This is a genomic window from Streptomyces regalis (assembly GCF_001509475.1).
GTDB lineage: Bacteria > Actinomycetota > Actinomycetes > Streptomycetales > Streptomycetaceae > Streptomyces > Streptomyces regalis.
The window spans coordinates 1-15,191 of record NZ_LLZG01000092.1; the positions used below are offsets into that span (position 1 = coordinate 1).

Sequence of the window (15,191 nt, forward strand, 5' to 3'; positions counted from 1 at the left end):
TCCGCCGCTATCATCATCGTCATCCGCGAACCAGCCCTTGACGGTGTCGACAATCCCCTTGCCGTCACCCTCATCAGCGGGCGCCGCATAAGCGACCTGAGGTAGCGCGGTACTTGTTATCGCAGCCACCACAAGGCACGCCACAAGCCTGCCCAGTCTGGGTCTCACGTCAAACCTTTCCTTGTCCGTCTTGGTCCAAACATGCCGCCCCGAACCTGGGTCTACCTGCACGGACGCAGTGGCCATGGGTAGCGGCGCCGAGTTTCTATTCGTTTCGCTGATGCAATGTCAAGCGAGTGGACATCGTGGACAGTTGACATCAAAGAGGCCGCTGGGTGTCCGATATTTCCGCTCGCTGGTAATCGACCTGGGGGATCGTGTATAACCCGCCCGGATCGGTCCTGAACACTTTTGATTTCGAGGGGGGAATCGCCCATGAGCACCGAAACCCGGGAACCCGAAACCGTGGAACCGGATGTCGAAAGACCGAGAAAACCGACCGGCGATCGCACCGCGATACTCATCGCCGGCGCCGCTCTGGTCGCCTGCGCCGGCCTCGTCCTCTACGGAGTGCTCGACCCGGGGGGCGAGGATGACGGGAAGCCGGAACGCCGCACTCCCACCGCCGCGGTGACCTACGAGGTGACGGGCACCGGCACCGCCGACATCACCTACCAGGCCCGCAGCGAAACCGGTCAGGCCACCGTCGTCAAGGCGGCCGCCCTGCCCTGGCGCAAGACCGTCGACGTCCCCCTCGTCCAGGACCCGACCGTCAGCATCATCCTCACCGAACAGGGCGGCCAGGCCCGCTGCACCCTCGCCATCCGCGGCCGGCACGTCCAAAGCGCCACCGCCACCGGCACCTTCGGCCGTGCCACCTGCTCGGGCTCCCTGCCCGGTCCGGACGTGACCGAAGGCTGACATCGCGCCCCGAAACCCGGCGACCGGCGACCCGGCCGACCGTCGGCGCAGGTCGAGCCGCCCTGGCGCACCGCCGCCGTGCCGTGCCACACCGCCCATGCGCTTCGTCACCCTGCCCGCCAGGCCAACCCCTGCACCTGCCGCTCCTCCCCAACACGCCCCGAAACACGCCCATTTGTAAGGATCTCAGCGTGCAAGTCTTCCCCCGCCAAGTTCTGATCACCACGACCGTCGTCGGTGTTCTGGCAGTGACGTCCGCCTGCGGTGGGCAGGACGACTCACAGGCGGCTGCCGCGCACTCGGTCGAGGTGTCGCAAACGCCGGAGGAGAGCCCTGCCGACACCTCCGGCTCCACGTCGCCGAGCGCCTCCGTGTCCCCGTCCGCCGGCCCGCCCGCCTCCGACCACGCGTCCGCCTCGGCCTCGGCGTCCGCCTCCGCATCCGACGCCGCGAAGGAGACCAGTGCTGCGGCAAGCGACGCGGGAGCGTCGCCCGGCGGTACGGCGGACACCGTGTCCGCCGCCCCTGCCGCGCCCGACTTCCCGGTACCGGTCGAGGCCGGCGATGCCACCCAGCTGATCACCGTCAAGGCCGGCGGCTCCTACGCCACCGTCACCGCCTGGGCCAAGGGTTCCTCCGGCTGGAAGGCGCAGTTCAGCACAACCGCGGGCCGCGTCGGCTCCAACGGCGTGACCGACGGGGCAACCCGCCGCCAGGGCACCTACACCACCCCCTCCGGCACCTACACGATCACCGAGGGCTTCGGCCACGTGGCAGGCGGCACCGCGATGCCGTACCACGTGGTCACTGACGACGACTGGTGGGTGGAGGACCCCGAGTCGAAGTTCTACAACTCCATGCACGGCGAAGCGGGCGCGGACTTCCCGCTCACCGAGTCCGGCGACCACGGCAGCGAGCACCTCATCAACTACCCCACCCAGTACGCCAAGGCACTCGTCATCAACTTCAACCGCTGGCCCGCCACACCCGGCCGCGGCGCCGGCATCTTCCTCCACGTCAACGGCAACGGCGCCACAGCGGGCTGCGTCTCGGTACCCCGGGCCACCATGGACCGCATCATGAGCTGGATCACACCGTCCGCCCATCCCCGCATCGCCATCGGCTGACCTCAGCCCAAGGCATCGAACTGTCCGCCACTGGGCGTCGCCGCCCGAAGTCCACCACGCGGCGCCGGTCTGACGGGCGATCACCTCACCGGCGTACGCGCCACAACCCGCCGAGAAGCCCCTGACCCGGCCGGGACCCCACCCATTCACAGGGTCCCGGCCGAGCCATGCCCATGCCGTCGCCCTACCGCCGCGACTCCCCACGCGTCGCGTCCCGGCACAGCAGCCGCAGCGACCCGTCGCCCGCGAAACACCGCCGGGCCTCGTCGATCGGGTCCCACAGCCGTCCGTCGGGCGTGCGGATCCAGAAGTCGCCGCCCGAGGTCCACCACTCGGCGCCGGTCTGACGGGCGATCACCTCACCGGCGTACGCACCGAGACCGCGCAGCACGTTCTCCACGGCGGCGTACGGCGTCCGCTCGCCGCGCAGTCCGTCGATCATCCGGTCGACCCGCCACAGGCTCTGCGCCGAGTAGTCGAGCCGCAGCCGCGCCCCCTCGCGCATCGTCGCCACGGCGTCCGCCGCCCACCGCACCGGCTTCGTCGCGGCTGGGGGCCTGGTTTCCTGCTGAGTCGTCACATTCTTGAGAGCGTGCCCGAACAGTGTTTCGTCACCCGGATCCGCGGGCTGCCCGGGACCGGTGCAGGACCATCGCACCTCCACCCCAGCACGGGCACAGGACTCCCTCAGAAACCAGGTTTACGCGGCAGCCCGGGTTGACGCGAGAGTGACGCTTCGCCGCTCCCGTGCGCTCCAGTCACTGATGAGCATGTACTTCCATCTCCGCGCGGTGCCGCCCTCGGCGCTGCGCAACAGCGCAACCTGGTTCCAGCGTCTTTTCGAGGACGACTGGGACACCGTGCGGGAGCGGATCGGCCGGCATCGCGAGGAGGTGCTCGACAAGCTGTACGGCGAGGTCGAGCTCCTCTACTCCGGCATCCCCCCGAACCACGCACCGGAAGGCCCCCGCACCCGTGTGGTCCTCGGCGGCCGCCCGGTGTTCCACACCCACTCGTCCCTGCCCCCGTTCCTGGTGCTCACCGCGTCCCAGGTGGCCGGGGTCGCCGACTACCTCAAGGCGGCCGACTTCGACGACCTGTGGCGGCACGCGCGCGTGCAACTGCTGCGGCCGTACGGCGCGCCGGACGCGGAACCCGAAATGCGCGGCCTCTACGCGGCGACACACCGCGACCTGACCGCCTTCTACGCGCAGACGGCCGACTACGGCGACGCGGTGGTGAAGTGGCTGATGAGCTGACGGCCGCCCGAGGAGGTCAGCCCCTCCCCCGAGCCCGCCGCGACACCACCGCCCGCAGCACGCGCCGCCCCTCCGTCGACACCTCCAGCGCCCGCCGCAGCCCGCCCGCACCGTGCTGGGCGAGGAGCTCCAGGACGCCGACCTGGCGGCGCAGTTCGGCGGCGACGAGCGGCGACATGCCCTGCGCACGGCCCTCGACGGGAACCCCACCTGCTCGTACGGAGTTGAGAGCCTGAGGCAGGGCACCGGCCGAGGACGCGTCGTCCGCCGCGGGGTCGAGAAGCCGGTGGATCTGCAGCGCGGCGACCGAACAGGCGTCGGCCCATATGCGCGCCTCGGGGGCGGACCGTACGGCAGGAGCGGCGGCCAGCATCCGCCGGGCGAGCAGCGCGGCCTCGTCCTCGACGTCCTCGTCGTCCACGGCCTCCGCGACGCCCAGCTTCGCGCGCACCTGGTCCAGCAGTTCACCCCACGCGGCCGGGTCCCCGCCGGCCGCGAGGTTCGCCCACAGCGGCCGCAGCACCTCGTCGTCACCGCCCAGCAGGGGCACACACCGATCCAAACAAGCCAACCCGCTGGCGGCCAGTCCGCGTTCGTCGGCCTGAGCGATCAGTTCCACCAGGCTCATCCACGCCTCCCTAAGCGGGTCAGTCATGAGGGTCGGGGTCCCCGCACAGGCCCCTGGAAGGCTCCTTCCTTAACGGAGCCCGCACCTCCCCTTACTGCGTGCAACGGCCCGTGAGTGTCACAGGGGCACGACGCCGAGCCGGTCGAGCAGCCGGAAGAAGAGGTTTTCGGCCAAAGGATCCGCTTCAGCGGTGAGTACGTCGATCAGTGACTCGGCGTTCACGTCGTGCCCGGCCTCGGCGGCCCAGGCGACGGCCCGCTCGGCGGCGTCACCGGGTTCGAGGAAGTAGTCCTCGACCGTGAGCCCCTCGTCCCCCGCGCCGAGGTACCCGGCCATGGCGGCCCGCGCCAGACAGGTCGTCCACGCCCCGCTCTCCGGAGCCGCCGCCTCCACGACCACGCAGTCGCTGTCCATGACGTACCCGAAGAGCGCGGGCGCCCCGGTCTCGTCGGCCAGGGCGTTCATGTTCCCGACCTCCCCGTCCCCGCTCGGGTACTCCCACACCTGCCAGCCGCCCGGCGCCTGATCGCGCAGGGTCATCCCCTCGGCGCCGGCCAGCGCGTCCAGCTCCGCCAGCGGCCGCTCACCGCGGCCCACGACGAAGTACCCCCAGTAGCCCATCCCGGTTCCCCCTGGCTGCTCGGTTCGGCTCGGGCCGAATACACCACAGTCGTACGGGGGTTCGCAGCCGTATGGGCCAATTCCACAGCTCAGCTCAGTTCAGCCGGTCGGCGAGCGCCCTGAACTCCGTCCAGGACAGCTCCGGCTTCCCCGCGTCCCACAGCTTCTGCACCGTCGCCCGCAACGGCATCCGGATCCCGGCCGCGACCTGCGCCTGAGTCTGTGCGTTCGCGAGGTCGCACCACACCGCGAAGGACCCTCCCAGGATCTGTTCGTCGTAGCCGGCCGGCACGGCCACCGTCCCCCGCACGACCCGCGGCGTCCACTGCTCGTAGATCCGCTCGCCCGTGGGATAGACGAAGGTCTGCGGCTGCCCGAGCACGTAGTACAGGAACTCGTCGTTGTAATTGATCAGCTCACGCCCGGCCCTCAGATACTCCACCGGCAGCCGCGCACCGATCTCCTTGCCGGTCCAGTACGCGACCTGGATCTCCTTGTCCGGCTGGACGGACGTGCCCCGGAAGAACCCGTCGTTCCAGGCGCGGGGAACCCGGTCGTGCGCCCGGACCGTGTCGGCGCGGTCGTTGAGCCATCCGGTGGTCAGGTCGGCGACGGTCCCGCCGGAGCCGTAGGCCTCCCGCGCGGCGGCGGCGAGCTGCGGGTAGGTCACCTCCGGGTCGGACACGGTCAGCGCCTGGTACTCGTCCCCGCCGAGATGCCACTGACCGCCGGGGAAGAGGCCGGCGTACTCATTGAGCAGGTCGTCGACGATCGTGGCGGAGTCGGGGTTGGAGATGTCGATCGCTCCGCGCGTGGCGACGCCCGAGACGTTCCGCAACTGCAACTGCGGATGCGCGGCGATGACCGCCCCCAGATGCCCGGGCGAGTCGATCTCGGGCACGACGGTGATGTGCCGACTGGCCGCCAGCTGGACGATCTTCCTGACCTGCGCCTTGGTCAGATGCTGCTGCGACACGACCTCGGGATGCGAATCGGACTCGATCCGGAACCCCTGGTCGTCGGAGAAGTGCAGCCCCAGCTGGTTGAACTTCAGGTCCCCCAGCTCCCGCACCCGATCCTCGATCCAGTCGGCGGTGAAGTGCTTGCGGGCGATGTCGAGCATGAACCCCCGCACGGGCTTGGCCGGCTCGTCCCGTACGACCCCCTCCGGAGCCGTTCCGCCGCCGTGCACCTCCTGCTTGAGCGTCCGCGTCCCGTAGAAGACCCCCGCCTCGCCCGGCCCGCTGATGGTCACGCGCCCGCCGCGCACGGTCATGGTGTATGACTCCGGGTCCGCGCCCTCGTCGTCGTTCAGGGCCAGCCTCAGATCCCCGGCCCGCACATCGTCCTTCTCACCGGCGTACGTCAGCCCCAGCTCCCCGGCGACGATCCGCCCCTCGTCGGCAAGCTCTGCGTCGCTCACGACGACACGCTGCCCGCGCGCCGGACGCCAGCCGGGCCCGCGGGCGGCGGTGTGGGACTCCACGGCCGGGATGGTGCGGGGGGCCTTCGAGACCGGATACGCCCGGGTGGGCGTCGGAGTCGGGCTCGGCATCCTGCTCGGGGCGGAGGGCGAAGCGGCCTCGGACGTGCCCGCGGCCGACCGACCCTGCTGCGACCCGCCCGGCCCTCCGTCGTCACCGGTGGCCAGGAGCCCGAGGCTCACCCCGGCCGCGACCGTCACGAGGACCACCACGACGATCAGCACCCACGTCTGCTTCACGGCCCTCTTCGCCGGTGCCCGGCGCCTGTGCTGGCTCACGGCGCCAACCTAGGCCCTGTGACCACCCTCAGGCGTCCACCACACGTTCCGAAACTCTCCCGTTCGGCTGAAATTCGGGCATCCGTCGGACACCTCACGTCCACACTCGGTAACGTGGCGCCACTCCTGCCCCAGATTCCCCTGCCGAAACCCACGTGACGCCCACACACCTTCCTGGCCGAGTCGCCATACCGTCGCTGCCCGAGCAGACCCGAACTCCACCGTCACCCACAGCGCTGGAGTCCTTCAACTCTGCCCCCGACGACGACATCCTGCGAACGCTCCTGACCTGCCTCCACAGCCCCCGCTGGGCCGACCGCATCGCGGACCACCGCCCGTACCCCGACATCGACTCCCTGCTCGCCGCGTCCGACGAGGCGGCGTACGACCTGATGCCGGGCGATCTGGCGGAGGCCCTGGCAGGAGAAACGTTGCCGGCGCTGCCGGAGGGTGTGTACGGGGCGGCATATACGGCACTTGATGCCGCGAACGCCGCATACGAGGCCAAGTTCGGACACGCATTCGTCATCTGCCTGGACCACTTGGCGCCGAACGAGGCGCTCGACCACGTGCTGGCAGGCATCCGGTCACGATTGACGAACGATCCGGAGGAAGAACGCGTGGTGGCAGCAGAGGAGCTCCGGCGCCTCGCAAGGGGCAGGCTGCTGACGCACCTGAGGGGCGCGGGGAACTGCGCGACCAGCCACAACGAACCGGCACCCGGCAAATAACGGGACACCCCACCCCATTAGCCGCCAATACCCCATCCGCGTGCCACTTTGATCACATACCCAGCCCCCCGCTAAGCCGCGCGGCGACACGTGGATACGATGCTGAGGGCCGGTGGACCGTACCCGGCCGGGCCCGACCGACAGCACAAGCCGGCGCGGCCCCAATCCCCGCTCCCGGAGGAACTTCCGTGCCGGCTGGAACGCTGTACCGCGGCCGGGAAGGAATGTGGTCCTGGGTGGCTCACCGAGTCACCGGCGTCCTCATTTTCTTCTTCCTGTTCGTTCACGTGCTGGACACTGCTCTCGTCCGTGTCTCCCCCGAGGACTACGACAAGGTCGTAGCCACGTACAAGACGCCGATCGTCGCGCTGCTGGAGTACGGCCTCGTCGCCGCCATCCTCTTCCACGCGCTCAACGGCCTGCGTGTCATCGCCGTCGACTTCTGGTCGAAGGGCCCGCGCTACCAGAAGCAGATGCTGTGGTCCGTCGTCGGCCTGTGGGTCGTGCTGATGCTCGGGGCGATCTACCCCGTCCTCGGCCACGCCGCTCGTGAACTGTTCGGGAGCTGACGCCCATGTCCACCACTGAGAAGACCGCGACCGGTATCGGCCCTGTCGAGGGCGAGTCCCTCTACAACGTCGACAACCCGGCCCCCCTCATCGAGGCCCCGCGCAAGCGCACCAAGAAGACCCCGAAGGCCACGCGGGGCAACTTCGAGATGGCTGCCTGGCTCTTCATGCGACTGTCCGGCGTCGTGCTGGTGGTCCTGGTCATCGGCCACCTGCTGATCCAGCTCGTGCTGGACGGCGGCGTGTCGAAGATCGGCTTCGCCTTCGTGGCGGGCCGCTGGGCGAGCCCCTTCTGGCAGGTCTGGGACCTGCTGATGCTCTGGCTCGCGATGCTGCACGGCGCCAACGGCCTGCGCACGGTCATCAACGACTACGCGGAGCGCGCGAACACCCGCCTGTGGCTCAAGGGCCTGCTCTACACCGCCACGGTGTTCACCATCCTGCTGGGCACGCTGGTGATCTTCACCTTCGACCCGAACATCCGCTAGGCACGGGGCTGAGGTAATCCACCCATGAAGATCCACAAGTACGACACCGTCATCGTCGGCGCCGGTGGCGCCGGTATGCGCGCCGCCATCGAGTCGACGAAGCGCAGCCGCACCGCCGTGCTGACCAAGCTCTACCCCACCCGCTCCCACACGGGCGCCGCGCAGGGCGGTATGGCCGCCGCGCTGGCCAACGTGGAGGAGGACAACTGGGAGTGGCACACCTTCGACACGGTCAAGGGCGGTGACTACCTGGTCGACCAGGACGCCGCCGAGATCCTGGCGAAGGAGGCCATCGACTCCGTCCTCGACCTGGAGAAGATGGGCCTGCCGTTCAACCGCACGCCGAACGGCACGATCGACCAGCGCCGCTTCGGCGGTCACAGCCGTAACCACGGTGAGGCCCCGGTCCGCCGGTCCTGCTACGCGGCCGACCGCACCGGCCACATGATCCTCCAGACGCTGTACCAGAACTGCGTCAAGCACGGCGTGGAGTTCTTCAACGAGTTCTACGTCCTGGACCAGCTGATCACCGAGGTCGACGGCGTCAAGAAGTCGGCGGGCGTCGTCGCGTACGAGCTGGCGACCGGCGAGATCCACGTCTTCCAGGCGAAGGCCGTGATCTACGCCTCCGGCGGCACCGGCAAGTTCTTCAAGGTGACGTCGAACGCGCACACGCTGACGGGCGACGGCCAGGCGGCGGTCTACCGTCGCGGCCTGCCGCTGGAGGACATGGAGTTCTTCCAGTTCCACCCGACCGGCATCTGGCGCATGGGCATCCTGCTGACGGAGGGCGCCCGCGGTGAGGGCGGCATCCTCCGCAACAAGGACGGCGAGCGCTTCATGGAGAAGTACGCGCCGGTCATGAAGGACCTCGCGTCCCGTGACGTCGTCTCGCGCTCCATCTACACCGAGATCCGCGAGGGCCGCGGCTGCGGTCCCGAGGGCGACCACGTCTACCTGGACCTCACGCACCTCCCGCCGGAGCAGCTGGACGCCAAGCTGCCCGACATCACCGAGTTCGCGCGGACGTACCTCGGTATCGAGCCGTACACGGACCCGATCCCGATCCAGCCGACCGCGCACTACGCCATGGGCGGCATCCCGACGAACGTCGAGGGTGAGGTCCTGGCGGACAACACGACGGTGGTCCCGGGCCTGTACGCGGCCGGCGAGGTCGCCTGCGTGTCCGTCCACGGCGCCAACCGCCTGGGCACGAACTCGCTCCTGGACATCAACGTGTTCGGCAAGCGGGCCGGCATCGCGGCGGCGGAGTACAGCCAGAGGGCGGACTACGTCGAGCTCCCGGAGAACCCGGCGGAGCTCGTGGTCGAGCAGGTGGAGCGGCTGCGCACCTCCACCGGCACCGAGCGGGTGGCGACGCTCCGCAAGGAGCTGCAGGAGACCATGGACGCGAACGTCATGGTGTTCCGCACCGAGCAGACGATCAAGACGGCGGTCGAGAAGATCGCGGAGCTGCGCGAGCGCTACAGGAACGTCTCGATCCAGGACAAGGGCAAGCGGTTCAACACCGACCTGCTGGAGGCCATCGAGCTGGGCAACCTGCTCGACCTGGCCGAGGTCATGGCGGTGTCGGCGCTGGCCCGCAAGGAGTCCCGCGGTGGTCACTACCGCGAGGACTACCCGAACCGCGACGACGTCAACTTCATGCGCCACACCATGGCGTACCGCGAGGTGGGCGACGACGGCGCCGAGTCCATCCGTCTCGACTACAAGCCGGTCGTCCAGACCCGCTACCAGCCGATGGAGCGTAAGTACTGATGGCTACCCCCGTTATGGACAAGGTGGAGGCAGAGTCCGCCGCGTCCCCCTACATCACGGTCACCTTCCGGGTCCGCCGCTTCAACCCGGAGATCTCGGCCGAGGCGATCTGGGAAGACTTCCAGCTGGAGATCGACCCGAAGGAGCGCGTCCTCGACGGCCTCCACAAGATCAAGTGGGAGCTCGACGGCACGCTGACCTTCCGCCGCTCCTGCGCCCACGGCATCTGCGGCTCCGACGCGATGCGGATCAACGGCAAGAACCGCCTTGCCTGCAAGACCCTCATCAAGGACATCAACCCCGAGAAGCCGATCACGGTCGAGCCCATCAAGGGCCTGACGGTCCTCAAGGACCTCGTGGTCGACATGGAGCCGTTCTTCCAGGCGTACCGGGACGTCATGCCCTTCCTCATCACGAAGGACACGAACGAGCCGACGCGCGAGCGCTTCCAGACCGCCGAGGACCGCGAGCGCTTCGACGACACCACGAAGTGCATCCTCTGCGCCGCGTGCACCTCCTCGTGCCCGGTGTTCTGGAACGACGGCCAGTACTTCGGCCCGGCCGCCATCGTCAACGCGCACCGTTTCATCTTCGACTCGCGCGACGAGGCCGGCGAACAGCGCCTCGAGATCCTCAACGACAAGGACGGCGTCTGGCGCTGCCGCACGACCTTCAACTGCACGGACGCCTGCCCGCGCGGCATCGAGGTCACGAAGGCGATCGCGGAAGTCAAGAAGGCACTGATCACGCGCCGGTTCTGAGGGCGTATTCGGTACGACTTCGCGTACGGCTGTGAGGGCCCCGTTTCCGGTGGGAGCGGGGCCCTCTGGCGTGCGGAGACACGTTCGAGTGAACGTGATCGTGAAGGACGTGCGGGTGGTGTCCGGCCTACGATGATGCTCTCGACACCACCCCACAGGAGGCACGTGATGTCCACAGCACCTGTCGAGCGGCCGTACCCCGACCGGCCGCTGACGGCCCTGGCCGACGAGATCATGGAGCGCCATCCGGGGTACCGCGTCGAGATCATCGGAGGCCAGATCCTCGTGACCCCGTCCCCGGATGCTCCCCATGCCCGAGCCCTGGACCGACTGTCCCGCCCCTTTCGCGCAGCCGGGCTGGACGACGGCGAAACCGAGGTCTTTCAGAACGTCAGCATCTGGCTCCCCGATGGCGTCGAGGACTTCGCCACCCCCGACCTGTGCGTCGTGGACGCCGACATCGATGACCACTACATCGAGAACAACTGCTACGACCCCGCCGTCTTCCGCCTCGTTGTCGAGGTCACCTCCAGCAACTGGAGGACCGACCTGCGCACCAAGGTCGCCGCCTACGCCAACGCCAAGGTCCCCGTCTACGTCATCGTCGACCGCAAGCACCAGCGCCTCCACGTCCTCACAGACCCCGCCGGGGACAAGTACGAGAACCACCGCCCCCACGCCCCCGGCGAGATCGTCGCCCTCCCCGACTCCATCGGCGCCAAGGTCACCCTGGACGTGGCGGAGATCCTGAAGGCAGGTCAGTCGAACGGGGGTTGAGAGCTCAAGGGATCAAGACACGCAGCGCACCTGCTCCAGCCAACTCCCCTGCGGTGCCTGTTACTTGTGTGACTCCAGTTGCACACTGCTCCCATGGCCCTCCTGAGGAAAGCCGCAGCCGCACTCTCCGCCGCAGCGGCCGCACTGCTCGCGATACCCCCCACTGCCTCCGCAGCCCCCACGTACTACGGAACTCTGGCCCGGGAGAATTTCGACCGCCTCCCCCTCGGCTCCGTCTCCGAAGGACACGGCTGGACCGCCGACACCTCCAACGGCACCCTGACCGTCGCTCCCAGCAGCACCGGCTACGGCCGCGAACTCCGCCTCCACACCGAGGGCAACGGCCGGGCCTTCCTCGTCTTCCCCGACCTGGCCGCCCCCGGCAACAGCTACTGGGCCCGCCTGCGCCTGCGCGTCGACGCCTTCCCGACGGCCCCCGACTGGGCCCACTGGACGATCGCCGAGGCATCCGGTTCTGACTCCCCCACACTGGTCCGCCCCCTGGGTGGCCAGTACGCCCCCACCGACCGCGGCAACTTCTGGGGCGTCGGCTCCGACCTCGGCCCCACGGGCGACTGGACGTCCTGGAAGACCTCCGCACCGGCCGCCGCCGGCAAGTGGCAGTGCGTGGAGTTCCACCTGGACGCCGCCGACAACCGCGTCACGGTCTACTTCGACGGCGTCGAGCAGCCCGACCTCACGGTCTCCACGAACCAGCACGGCGGCACGGCGGATCCCTTCACCTTCCCGACCTTCGACAAGCTGAAGCTGGGCTGGCAGCTGTATCAGGCCGACCCGACACCGTCGGCGTACGACATCCGGATGGACGACATCGCGGTGAGTACGCGGAGGGTGTCCTGCTCATAGCTGGCTCAGGATCGTCGGGTCCGTGATCCTCGTGTCGTCGGCCAGCATCATCGCCTTGCTCAGGATCACCGCCAGCATCCGGTCGCCCTCGTACGGCAGGTAGCCCGTCTGCGGGGCGGCCGGGTTGGATTTGGGGACGATGCACAGGTACTGGTCGTTCGGGGTCATGAGGATGTTGCCCGAGCCGAGGTGGATCTTGTACGTGTGGCGTTCGCCCTTCACGTGCAGGAAGCGGCCCTCGATCGTGCAGCGGTCGGCGATCGCCAGCCTCGGTATCAGGCGTTCGAGCAGGGCGCGGCGGGTTTCCGCGCCGACACCCAGTTCACCGAAGCCGTACGACGTCCAGTACTCGCGGAAGCGGCCGTCCGGGCCGCCGTCCTGCCAGGTCGGGTCGTTGCCGACGCTTGCCACGCCGACGAACAGGTCGATGTCACGCAGGACTTCCGACAGGACCAGGGACGGGACGTCAGTGAGGGGCAGTGGCTCGACCGGAGCCACGCCGTCGCGCAGCCACATGCGGTACTCGCCGCCGCAGCAGTGCGCCGAGTTCTGCGGGGCGTCGATCGGGTAGAAGCGGACCTGGTCGGTGCGCAGCCGCAGGAAGCTGCCGGACTCGGTGATGTCGTCGTAGTTCTCGCCGCCGTCGCCCTCGATCCAGTACTCGGCGCGCAGGCCCCACTGGGGCAACTCCCGGACGGCGGGCGGCGCCTCGTCGTCGACGGACAGGCGCAGCTTGTTGTGCCAGCCCCGCACCGCGGCCAGGGAGTGGAACTGGTGCTGGCGGAGGATGTGCGCGGCGAAGCGGTTGGAGTACGTCGCCGTCGCACGCTCGGCGTCCGTGAGCAGGTACACCTCGCGGTGGGCCTGCTTGAAGGGCTGGGTGATGCCGTGCCGCTCCAGCCAGTCGCGCCAGGCGAGGATCTCGGCGGGTTCGTGGCCGACCGGGTGCCAGGGTTCGACGTGCGTGCCGTCGGTCACCGGTGCGTCCGCCAACGTACGCAGTTCACCGTCCGCGTACCCGACCGTCGTACCGTCGACCGTCCACAGGAGGCGGCGGGCCAGCGTGCCGACCAGAGGGTGATCGAGGTAGCGCTCGCGCCAGGTGGCATAAGGCCAGGTGCGGCGGGCCAGGAACTGGCGGTCCAGGCGCTCGCTCTGGGCCGAGAGCATCTTGTCGATGTCCTTGGCCGCCGCCTTCAGCTCCTTGAGCTCCTCGGCGTGGTCGCGTCGCACGGCGGCGGGCACGCTCCTGACCGCCTTGCCGGCCGCGTTGCGCCAGCTCAACGCCACCTTGGGGCCGTGCACGTCGAGCAGCGCCGTGGCCTCGCCGAGCCGGTGCTCCGCGCGGCCCACCGCTGTCAGGCCGTACGCGGGTACGGCCAGTTCCTCGACCTCCTCGCGACCGAGGCCCATCGCCTTCGCGCGGGCGTCCAGGGCGGCGTTCAGCAGCTTGAGCGTGCCCTTGTAGGTGACGCGGGTGGCGAGGCGGGCCAGTTCGGCGAGGGCCGTCTCGCCGTCGATGCGGGCCAGGGCGTTGACTCCGGCATTGGCGACCTTGGGGTTCACCGGTCCGAGGCCCGGCACCTTGCGCAGGGAGGTCTCGACCAGCGCGCCCAGGGTGCGGGCGGTCTCGGGGTGCGGGGGCAGCAGGGAGGGCAGCCAGGCCAGGCCCCGCAGCGCATCGGCGTTGTACGCGTCGAAGGTCGCGTTGGGATCCGCACCGTAAGCCTGGTTGAGGAGGGGGCGGGTGCGTGGCCTGCCCACCAGCCGCAGCCAGGTCAGCAGGCGCTCGCGCACCTCGTCGGCGCCGAGCGACGCGATGAGTGCGCGGCCGGCCTTGTCCCACTTCGCGGAGGGGCGGGCCGCCGTCGCGGTGGCGGCGTGGGCGAGCAGCCGCCGCCAGTCGTCGCCGAGCTCGGAAACCTCGGACACCTCGGACAACTCCGCAAGAGCCCGGTCGGACCATGCCTCGCCTGGGTTCACGACCGGTGCGGGGAGCTGCGCGGCCAGTGCCCCCAGTTCGTCCTTGCCGTTCCACAGCGTCAGGTGCGAGCGGCGGATCACGGCGACGAACTCGCCGGGCAGCTCGCGCCCGTCGGCGCGCTCCAGTTCCGCGAGCCGGATCAGCAGACGGGTGTCGTGGTGCACGTCCTGCTCCGCGGCCAGGCTGATCAGCGCGGACCGGGTGTCGATCGGCTCTCCCACGGCGTCCGGCCGCATCTTGCGAAGGCCGGCGAGCAGGGCCACGATGCTGCGGCGCGGGGGCGTGCCGGGTTCCAGCTCGTGGTAGCGGGCGGCCAGCCGGTGCACGAGCTCCGCCTGGAACCGGTCGTCCGCGGCGAGGACCGCGTCGATGACCTTGCGGCCCTCCCAGCCCCAGTGGTCGTTGGTCATCGCGGCGAGGGTGAGCAGTTCGGGAACGAGCCGTTCGGTGTCCTCGGCTTGGACGAGGTCGACGACCTCGCGGACCAGCCGCGCGTACGCGGACGGAGAGTCGATCATCAGCCACCCACCAGCGGTACGAGCTTGAGGAACGTGATCTCGGTGCCGAGCCCGAGCTCTATCTCGTCGTCGAGACCGGTGACCTGACGGTCCCCCACGAGCACGAGGAAGCCGTTGCCGGCGAAGGCCCCGAGGGCGAGCTCGGTCTGCGCCTCGGCGTCGATCCGGCGGGCCGCACGAATGGCGTAGCCGTTCAGCACGCGCTCCGCGTCCTGGGGCTGTACGAGTCCCTGGAAGACCTCCGGCGTGCGCGCGTTGTACTCGGCAACCTCCTGGAACACCCGGCGCCGGATCAACTCGCGCACGGTGAGCCGCTCCTCGGCGATCTCGAGCCCCCAGCCGTCGCTACGGCCCCCGCTTGTCGTCTCGTCGACGAACGTCACGATTCCCATGCCGCCG

The 15,191-nt window shown here is 69.4% G+C and carries 16 protein-coding genes; 10 read left to right on the forward strand and 6 right to left on the reverse strand.

The features are described 5' to 3' along the window. The first annotated feature begins 435 nt into the window (after positions 1–435). Together ADL12_RS14460 and ADL12_RS14465 are read left to right on the forward strand one after the other, a co-directional pair. Positions 436–921: a hypothetical protein gene (locus tag ADL12_RS14460; RefSeq protein ID WP_244187903.1), complete on the forward strand. Its 486-nt coding sequence runs from the start codon at positions 436–438 to the stop codon at positions 919–921. 191 nt (positions 922–1,112) lie between these two features. After that, positions 1,113–2,048 (forward strand): L,D-transpeptidase family protein, encoded by a 936-nt coding sequence (locus tag ADL12_RS14465; protein WP_062702325.1) that lies wholly within the window; start codon positions 1,113–1,115, stop codon positions 2,046–2,048. A gap of 184 nt (positions 2,049–2,232) precedes the next feature. Here ADL12_RS14465 and ADL12_RS14470 read toward each other — a convergent pair whose 3' ends face one another. Next, positions 2,233–2,583 (reverse strand): hypothetical protein, encoded by a 351-nt coding sequence (locus ADL12_RS14470; RefSeq protein ID WP_425265098.1) that lies wholly within the window; start codon positions 2,581–2,583, stop codon positions 2,233–2,235. 229 nt (positions 2,584–2,812) lie between these two features. Here ADL12_RS14470 and ADL12_RS14475 point away from each other — a divergent pair, with 229 nt between their 5' ends. Continuing rightward, positions 2,813–3,307: a DUF1877 family protein gene (locus ADL12_RS14475; RefSeq protein ID WP_062702328.1), complete on the forward strand. Its 495-nt coding sequence runs from the start codon at positions 2,813–2,815 to the stop codon at positions 3,305–3,307. A gap of 16 nt (positions 3,308–3,323) precedes the next feature. On the opposite strand, the gene ADL12_RS14480 is transcribed toward ADL12_RS14475, so the two are convergent. The 3 genes from ADL12_RS14480 to ADL12_RS14490 form a co-directional block, all read right to left on the reverse strand. Then, entirely contained in the window at positions 3,324–3,935 is a 612-nt protein-coding gene (locus ADL12_RS14480; RefSeq protein WP_062702330.1) for a hypothetical protein, read from the reverse strand. Between the two features lie 117 nt (positions 3,936–4,052). Continuing rightward, positions 4,053–4,556: a hypothetical protein gene (locus ADL12_RS14485; RefSeq protein WP_062702332.1), complete on the reverse strand. Its 504-nt coding sequence runs from the start codon at positions 4,554–4,556 to the stop codon at positions 4,053–4,055. Positions 4,557–4,650: 94 nt separating this feature from the next. Further along, complete coding sequence (locus ADL12_RS14490; RefSeq protein WP_062702525.1) at positions 4,651–6,264, reverse strand: beta-N-acetylhexosaminidase; 1,614 nt, start codon at positions 6,262–6,264, stop codon at positions 4,651–4,653. Positions 6,265–6,473: 209 nt separating this feature from the next. On the opposite strand from ADL12_RS14490, the gene ADL12_RS14495 reads away from it, so the two are divergent. The 7 genes from ADL12_RS14495 to ADL12_RS14525 all read left to right on the forward strand — a co-directional run bounded on the left by ADL12_RS14495 (position 6,474) and on the right by ADL12_RS14525 (position 12,290). Beyond that, positions 6,474–7,049, forward strand: a complete 576-nt coding sequence (locus tag ADL12_RS14495; RefSeq protein WP_062702334.1) for a 2-oxo-4-hydroxy-4-carboxy-5-ureidoimidazoline decarboxylase — start codon at positions 6,474–6,476, stop codon at positions 7,047–7,049. 188 nt (positions 7,050–7,237) lie between these two features. Beyond that, on the forward strand, positions 7,238–7,618 hold the full coding sequence (sdhC, locus tag ADL12_RS14500) for a succinate dehydrogenase, cytochrome b556 subunit (protein ID WP_079052045.1): 381 nt from the start codon (positions 7,238–7,240) through the stop codon (positions 7,616–7,618). 5 nt (positions 7,619–7,623) lie between these two features. Further along, positions 7,624–8,106, forward strand: coding sequence for a succinate dehydrogenase hydrophobic membrane anchor subunit (locus tag ADL12_RS14505; RefSeq protein WP_062702338.1), 483 nt, complete (start codon positions 7,624–7,626; stop codon positions 8,104–8,106). A gap of 24 nt (positions 8,107–8,130) precedes the next feature. Beyond that, the gene (gene sdhA / locus ADL12_RS14510; protein ID WP_062702340.1) at positions 8,131–9,885 is read left to right on the forward strand and encodes a succinate dehydrogenase flavoprotein subunit; all 1,755 of its coding nucleotides are present in this window, start codon (positions 8,131–8,133) and stop codon (positions 9,883–9,885) included. Beyond that, positions 9,885–10,646: a succinate dehydrogenase iron-sulfur subunit gene (locus ADL12_RS14515; protein WP_062702343.1), complete on the forward strand. Its 762-nt coding sequence runs from the start codon at positions 9,885–9,887 to the stop codon at positions 10,644–10,646. Before sdhA ends, ADL12_RS14515 begins: the two co-directional genes overlap by 1 nt. A 168-nt stretch (positions 10,647–10,814) precedes the next feature. Further along, positions 10,815–11,423: a Uma2 family endonuclease gene (locus tag ADL12_RS14520; protein WP_062702345.1), complete on the forward strand. Its 609-nt coding sequence runs from the start codon at positions 10,815–10,817 to the stop codon at positions 11,421–11,423. 93 nt (positions 11,424–11,516) lie between these two features. Next, on the forward strand, positions 11,517–12,290 hold the full coding sequence (locus tag ADL12_RS14525) for a LamG domain-containing protein (RefSeq protein ID WP_062702347.1): 774 nt from the start codon (positions 11,517–11,519) through the stop codon (positions 12,288–12,290). On the opposite strand, the gene ADL12_RS14530 is transcribed toward ADL12_RS14525, so the two are convergent. Together ADL12_RS14530 and ADL12_RS14535 are read right to left on the reverse strand one after the other, a co-directional pair. Then, on the reverse strand, positions 12,285–14,792 hold the full coding sequence (locus ADL12_RS14530; RefSeq protein WP_062702349.1) for a DUF4132 domain-containing protein: 2,508 nt from the start codon (positions 14,790–14,792) through the stop codon (positions 12,285–12,287). The genes ADL12_RS14525 and ADL12_RS14530 overlap by 6 nt on opposite strands. Continuing rightward, on the reverse strand, positions 14,792–15,184 hold the full coding sequence (locus ADL12_RS14535) for a hypothetical protein (RefSeq protein ID WP_062702351.1): 393 nt from the start codon (positions 15,182–15,184) through the stop codon (positions 14,792–14,794). The genes ADL12_RS14530 and ADL12_RS14535 overlap by 1 nt, the downstream gene beginning before the upstream one ends. Positions 15,185–15,191 lie beyond the last annotated feature (7 nt).